A 6,252-nucleotide genomic window follows, 5' to 3' on the forward strand; every position below is an offset into this window, starting at 1 on the left:
GCTGGCCGGGCTGGACCGGCGCTCGCAGGAGATTTCCGGCATTACCGGCGTGATCCGCGATATCGCCGACCAGACCAACCTGTTGGCGCTGAACGCGGCGATCGAGGCGGCGCGCGCCGGCGAACAGGGACGCGGCTTTGCCGTGGTGGCGGACGAGGTGCGCAAGCTGGCCGAGCGCACCGCCAGTGCCACTCAGGAAATCAGCAGCAAGGTTGGCGCTATCCGCGATGAGGCGAAACGTGCGGTTGATGATGTGCAAGGTACGCTCAGCGTGGTCGATCAGAGTTCGGCGCGCACCGAAGAAGCCGCCGCGCGTATCCAGAGCGTGCGCGACTCCATGCGTCAGGTACTGCAGCGCATGAGCGAGATCTCCAGCTCGACCAGCGAGCAGCATCAGGCGTCCGGTGCGATTGCGCAGAGTACCGAAGCGATCAATAACCGCATTGTGGCCAACGAGGGTGCCTTGCAGGATGTGAACGCGACCCTGTCGCGGCTCTCCTCTCTGGCCGGGCAAATGGACAGCCGTTTCGGCAAATTCAGGGTGTAGTGGTTTGGCGGGCGTCGGCCCGCCTCCCACCTAGATCTGGCTTAGCCACTTGCCCGGGTTCATCAGCCCTTGCGGATCCAGCGCCTGTTTCATGCTGCGCATGATAGTGAGCGCCACCGGGTCCTTGTAGCGTGCGAGCCACTGCCCCTTGAGCTGGCCTACGCCGTGTTCGGCGGCGATGGTGCCGCCGTAGCGTGCGACCTGATCGTAGACGATGGCATTAACCGCAGTTTCGTCGTCGAACAGCGCCGCGTGATCCGTGCGGGTATGGCTGACGTTGTAATGCAGATTGCCGTCGCCGGCATGGCCGAACACCATGATGCGGCAGCCGGGAAAGGCTGCCTGCAGGGCAGCGCCGCAAGCAGCGATAAAGGCGGCAATGGCGGAGCTTGGCACGCCGATATCGTGCTTGATACTGGCGCCTTCTTTTTTCTGCGTTTCCGACATGTCTTCACGCAACTGCCACAGCTTCAGGCGCTCCGCCTCGCTTTGTGCGATCACACCGTCCACCATCTCCTGTGCGGCCAGCCATGCCGTCAGGCGCTCGCCAAGTTCGGCGCTATCGCCGGCATCCGACAGTTCGATGAGCAAGGCCCACGGCGCGATAAACGGCAGCCGCCCCGCTTGATGCTTGTCCAGCAGGCGCTGGCAGGGCTCGGACAGGATCTCGAAACTGGTCAGGCGGTCACCGAACGCCTGCCTGAGCGCCCCCAGCCAGTGAATGGCGGTGTCGGCGCTATCGACCCCGATCCAGGCGGTGGCGCTGGCATCAGGCAGGGGGAACAGCTTGAGGGTGGCGGCGGTGATAATGCCCAGCTGCCCTTCGGCACCGATAAACAACTGCTTCACATCCAGCCCGCTGCTGTCTTTTCTGAGCCCGGACAAGGCATGCAGTATCCGGCCGTCAGCCAGTACCACTTCCAGTCCCAGACACAGTTCGCGCATGGTGCCGTAGCGCAGCACGGCCAGACCGCCGGCGTTGGTCGAGAGATTGCCGCCGATCTGGCAGCTGCCCTCAGATGCCAGCGATAGCGGAAACAGGCGGCCGGCCTCGCGTGCGGCGTTCTGTACCGACGCGAGCGTAACGCCAGCCTCGACCGTGATCGAATTATTGGCGCAGTCGATGTCGCGTATCCGGTTCATGCGTGCAAGCGACAGCACCAGTTGCCGGCCGGACGCATCCGGCGTGGCCGCGCCGCAGGTCGAGGTATTGCCGCCTTGCGGCACGATGGCGATATGGCGTGCGGCGCACAGCCTGACCAGCGCGGCGACTTCGGCGGTGGAGGCCGGCGCCACGACGGCCACGCAACGGCCGTGATAACGGCCGCGCCAGTCGGTGAGATAGGGCGCGGTGTCGCCATCCTGGGTCTGCACATGGGTCGGGCCGACGATTTCGGCCAGGCGGTGAATCAAGTCGTTCATTGTGGTTTTACTTTGCGGAAAAGGGCGCGGCGCTGCGAGCCCAGAAAACCGGCGGCAAAAGCCAGCGGCACGGCAAAGAGTGCGGGGCTCGCCCAGGGAAAGAGCGGCCTGTCAAAGCCCAGTACCGCGACCCAGACTGCCGGGCCCAGCACAATCAGCACGCCGGAGGCGAGCATGCCGCTAGCGGCGCAAGCCAGCGCGCCTTGCTCGGTCAGGCCGCGCCAGTATAAAGCCAGCAGCAGCACCGGGAAGTTGGCCGAGGCGGCAATGGCAAAGGCCAGGCCCATCACAAAGGCGATATTCTGCTGCTGGAACAGCGTCGAGAGCAGCACCGCCAGCAGGCCCAGCGCCAGTGCAGCATAACGCGACACAGCTTTCTTTTCGGCGGCGCTGACCGTTCGGCTGTGCAAGCCGGCCCATAAATCATGGCTGATCGCCGCCGCGCCGGCCAGTGTCAGCCCGGACACCACGGCGAGAATGGTGGCAAAGGCCACGGCAGCGACCAGCCCGGCTAAGGGCGCACCGCCTAGCAAGCCGGCCAGATGCAGCGCCGCCATATTGCCGCCGCCTAGCAGTTTGCCGCCTGTGTCAAAAAATGCGGGGTGAGCGGGCAAGAGCGCGATGGCACCATAACCTATCAGGATGTTGAGGCAGAAAAAGCCGCCCACCAGCAAGGTGGCGATGGCCGCCGAGCGCCGTGCGGCGCGGGCGTCAGGCACGGTCAGAAAACGCATCAGTACATGCGGCAACCCCAGGAGGCCCAGTGTCAGCCCCAGCCCCAGCGACAGTACCTCCACCGGATCGGACAGCGTTGCACCCGGCAGCAGGATGGCTTCGCCGCGCAGCCTGATGGCCGCATCAAACAAGGCCGGTGCGCTAAAGCCGAACTGCGCGAGCACGCCCCATGCCAGCATGGCACCACACAATAGCAGCAGCACCGCCTTGATCATCTGCACCCAGGTCGTGGCCAGCATGCCGCCGATGGCGACATAGCCCACCATCAGCAGCGCCACCAGCGCCACCGCCGCCAGATAAGGTAGGCCGAACAGCAGTTCGATCAGCTTGCCTGCGCCCACCATCTGCACAATCAGATAAAACAGCGTCACCAGCAGCGAACTTGTGGCACTCAGCGCGCGCAGCCTGCGGCTGGCAAAGCGCTGCGCCAGTACATCGCTCACGGTAAAGCAGCCAAGCTGGCGCAGCTTGCCGGCTAGCAGCAGCATCAATAGCGGCCAGCCGGCCAGCGTACCGACCGCGTAAACCAGCGAGTCGTAACCTGCGGCGAAATAGAGACCGGCCGCGCCAAGAAAAGCCGCCGCCGACAGATAGTCGCCGGCCAGTGCCAAGGCATTTTGCCATGGCCCGATGCGGTTGCCGGCGCTGAAAAAATCACCGGCAGACTGGCTGCGCCGTGCCGCCAGATGGCAGATGGCAAGCGTGAGCACGACCAGTGGCAGGAAAAACAGCAGCGCCGCGTTCATGGCGTGTCATCCCGGCGCAGGGCGGCAAACAAGGTGATGGCAAACAGCGCGGCAAACGCCGCCAGCGCAAACAGGATGGATAGCGGCCAGCCGGCTAAGTATCCGGCCAGCAGGCCTGGCGCATAGGCGAGCACGCCATAGTAGAGCGCGACGACCAGCAGCGTCAGGCAGCAGAGCAGGGTTTTCATTCGGTATTCTTCTTTATTGTGTGCAAGGGCGGGAGTGGCGGGCGAGGCCGGCAGCGCTTATGCGTCGCTTCCGGCCTCTCCCGCCAGCAGGCGGTAAAACCGCCCCGGTTCCTGTTCGGCGGCGCAGTGCAGGGTTAGCCGGTTTTGCGCGCGGGTAGCCGCGACATAGGCACGGCGTTTTTCCTCGGCCATGGGGGCGCCCGGCAGGGGAAACGCTTGCGCGTCCATGCCGGTCAGGATGACATGCGGCCATTGCTTGCCCTTGGCGTGAAAGACCGAGCCGACGGCCAGCGCCTGGGCGGCTTCCTGCTCGGCTTTCCAGTGCATCCAGTTCAGGCGCTCGCAGCGAGCCAGCCATTGCGATGCGCTAAATCCCTGTTGCGCGATATGGCGGCATAGTGCCTGCCAGCCCTGTACCCGGCTATCGGGGGCCTCGCCCCATGGCGCATAGGCGCGCAGGGTAGACAAGAGGCGGGCTTCGCGGGTGAACACGGCCAAGGCATCGCCAAGCTTGGCGTCGCCGTTGTGGCTTAGCAGCGTGGCCAGCGCCTGTTGCAATGCCAGGAGCTGGCTGCGCTGGGCCGGATGCACCGGCGGCGGCAAGTCGCTCAGCCACTGCGCCAGCAGCGGCCAGTGTTCGCCCGACTCGGCCACCATGGCACCCAGTTCGCGCTGGCGCTTATCGTTCAGGCACCAGCCGGGCAGGGTGACCAGACGCCGGGCCAGACGTTCGCGCCGCTCGCGCTCATAGCGCAGCTTTTTCGGATCGTTCTGCTGTGCGCTTTGCACGCTCCATGTCGGCGCCATCAGCTGGGCCAGCGCCTGGATCAGCATGCCTTCGCTATTGCGCCAGCACGGCCAGCCATCCAGGGTATAAAACGGGATGCCGGCCTCGGTCAGCGCCAGCTGTGCCGCCACGGTCTGGCCGCGGTCGCGCGCGATCAGTGCCGTGTCGCCGGCCGGGTAGGGGTTGGCGGCCAGCACTTGGGCCAGGTGGCCGTGTGCCGCTTCGATTTCGGTCGCGCCGCCGGCGCCGGCCAGCACCGGCAGGCGCGGGCTGCGTAGCGGCTGCACGCGCGCGGCCAGCAAGGGGCCGAAGCGGTAGGAGGCGGACAGCGGCAGCACGGTGACCTTGGGGAGCTGGCGGCGAAAGCCGGCAAACACACTTTCGGCATCGGCGCCGCGCCATGAATACAGCACCTGGTCGCGGTCGCCGACCGCCACCAGCTTGCCGACCTGTCCGCCCCAGGCCAGTAGCCACGCCAGTTGCAAGGGGCTGGTGTCGTGAAATTCGTCGATAAACAGGCAGGACGCGTTAAAACGGCCGGGGGCGAGCAGCAGGTCTTGCTCCAGCGCATCCATCAGATCGTGGCAGGCGTCTTCGATCAGGCGAAAGCCGGTATAGCGTTCCAGACGCAGGGTGCGCCGGCGGTTTTCGTAAGCGAGATAGGCCAGCCATACCGCGTGCGGGCGCTGCAAAGTGCCGGCGATGACTTCGGCGTCTTCTTCATAGGCAAGCAAGGCCGCCAGCCGCCCTTGCTTGATGCTCTGGAAGGTATCCAGCAAATCGGTGAGGCTGGCCGCATCCTGCGGCAGCTGCAATTCGTCGCTGCCGGCGATGGCCTGATTGACCTCGGCGACCACCTGCGGCAGCACATGTTCCAGTACCCAGTCTTTTTTCACCAGCTGACGCTCGTCGGCCAGCAGGCGGCCGGCCTCGCCCATGCACACTTCGTCAAAGCTCTGCACGGTGATGGCGTCGCTGCGACTGCCGTGCTCGGCCAGGCGTTGCTGCAAGCTGGCTTTGCCGCTACGGCTAAAGGTCAGTGCCAGCACTTTGCCGCTGCTATGCGCGTGCTGTAGCGCCAACAGGGCGAGCAAGGTGGTCTTGCCGCTGCCGGCGGCCGCTTCGATCAGCAGATGGCCGTCGCGGTGATCGAGCACGGCCTGCTGCTCGGCGCTGAGCGTGAGTCGGGTATGCGCCCTCACTTTTGCCACCATGTCTTCACATTGACGAACTCGTACAGACCGAACTCGGACAATTCGCGCCCGTAACCGGATGATTTCACTCCGCCAAAGGGCAGGCGCAAGTCCGAGCTGGTATAGCGGTTGATAAACACGCTGCCCGCCTCGATGTCGGCACCCAGCGCCCGCGCCCGCGCGGTATCGGCCGAGAAAATGCTGGCACCCAGACCGTAAGGGGTGTCGTTGGCGATGCGGATGGCGTCGGCTTCGTCGCGTGCGCGGATGATGCTGGCGACCGGGCCGAATACTTCTTCGTGCCATACCCGGCAGTTTGCGTTGACACTATCCAGTACGGTGGCCGGATAAAAGAAGCCGGCGCCGCTTGGCATCACCCCGCCGCACAGCAGTTGCGCGCCGTGGGAAACGGCATCCAGTACCTGGGCGTGCAAGGCTTCGCGCAAGTCGGCGCGCGCCAGCGGCCCCAGGGTGGTGGCTGTATCGCGCGGCTCTCCCATCACCAGCGCGCGTGCGTGGCGGCTAAAGCGTTCGGCAAAGGCGTCGGCGATTTCAGGCACGACAATCATGCGTTTGGCGGCATTGCAGCTTTGGCCAGCGTCGCGAAAGCGCGAGTGTGCCGCCTCGAAGGCGG

6 protein-coding genes are annotated in these 6,252 nt (G+C 65.2%); 1 reads left to right on the forward strand and 5 read right to left on the reverse strand.

The window, feature by feature from the left end; genetic code table 11:
- A partial coding sequence (locus EGI20_RS15815) for a methyl-accepting chemotaxis protein (RefSeq protein WP_498632610.1) occupies nt 1-547 on the forward strand: 547 nt, incomplete at its 5' end.
- Nucleotides 548-577: 30 nt separating this feature from the next.
- Here the strand turns inward: EGI20_RS15815 and EGI20_RS15820 are convergent.
- The 5 genes from EGI20_RS15820 to EGI20_RS15840 form a co-directional block, all read right to left on the reverse strand.
- A complete protein-coding gene (locus EGI20_RS15820; RefSeq protein WP_498632612.1) occupies nt 578-1,969 on the reverse strand; it encodes an FAD-binding oxidoreductase in 1,392 nt (463 codons plus the stop codon).
- Complete coding sequence (locus EGI20_RS15825) at nt 1,966-3,450, reverse strand: sodium:solute symporter family transporter (RefSeq protein ID WP_498632614.1); 1,485 nt, start codon at nt 3,448-3,450, stop codon at nt 1,966-1,968. The genes EGI20_RS15820 and EGI20_RS15825 overlap by 4 nt, the downstream gene beginning before the upstream one ends.
- Nucleotides 3,447-3,638 carry a hypothetical protein gene (locus EGI20_RS15830; protein WP_498632615.1) on the reverse strand — a complete coding sequence of 64 codons (192 nt, stop codon included), beginning with the start codon at nt 3,636-3,638 and terminating at the stop codon, nt 3,447-3,449. The genes EGI20_RS15825 and EGI20_RS15830 overlap by 4 nt, the downstream gene beginning before the upstream one ends.
- Before the next feature lie 57 nt (nt 3,639-3,695).
- Nucleotides 3,696-5,627 (reverse strand): UvrD-helicase domain-containing protein, encoded by a 1,932-nt coding sequence (locus EGI20_RS15835; protein ID WP_498632617.1) that lies wholly within the window; start codon nt 5,625-5,627, stop codon nt 3,696-3,698.
- A partial coding sequence (locus tag EGI20_RS15840; RefSeq protein ID WP_498632618.1) for an aldehyde dehydrogenase family protein occupies nt 5,624-6,252 on the reverse strand: 629 nt, incomplete at its 5' end. The genes EGI20_RS15835 and EGI20_RS15840, both read right to left, overlap by 4 nt.

Source organism: Aquitalea sp. S1-19, assembly GCF_024343515.1.

Bases quoted from the DNA above. Each gene is read 5' to 3' on its own strand.
- EGI20_RS15820 (WP_498632612.1), bottom strand. From the start codon at position 1,969: ATGAACGACTTGATTCACCGCCTGGCCGAAATCGTCGGCCCGACCCAT.
- EGI20_RS15825 (WP_498632614.1), bottom strand. From the start codon at position 3,450: ATGAACGCGGCGCTGCTGTTTTTCCTGCCACTGGTCGTGCTCACGCTT.
- EGI20_RS15830 (WP_498632615.1), bottom strand. From the start codon at position 3,638: ATGAAAACCCTGCTCTGCTGCCTGACGCTGCTGGTCGTCGCGCTCTAC.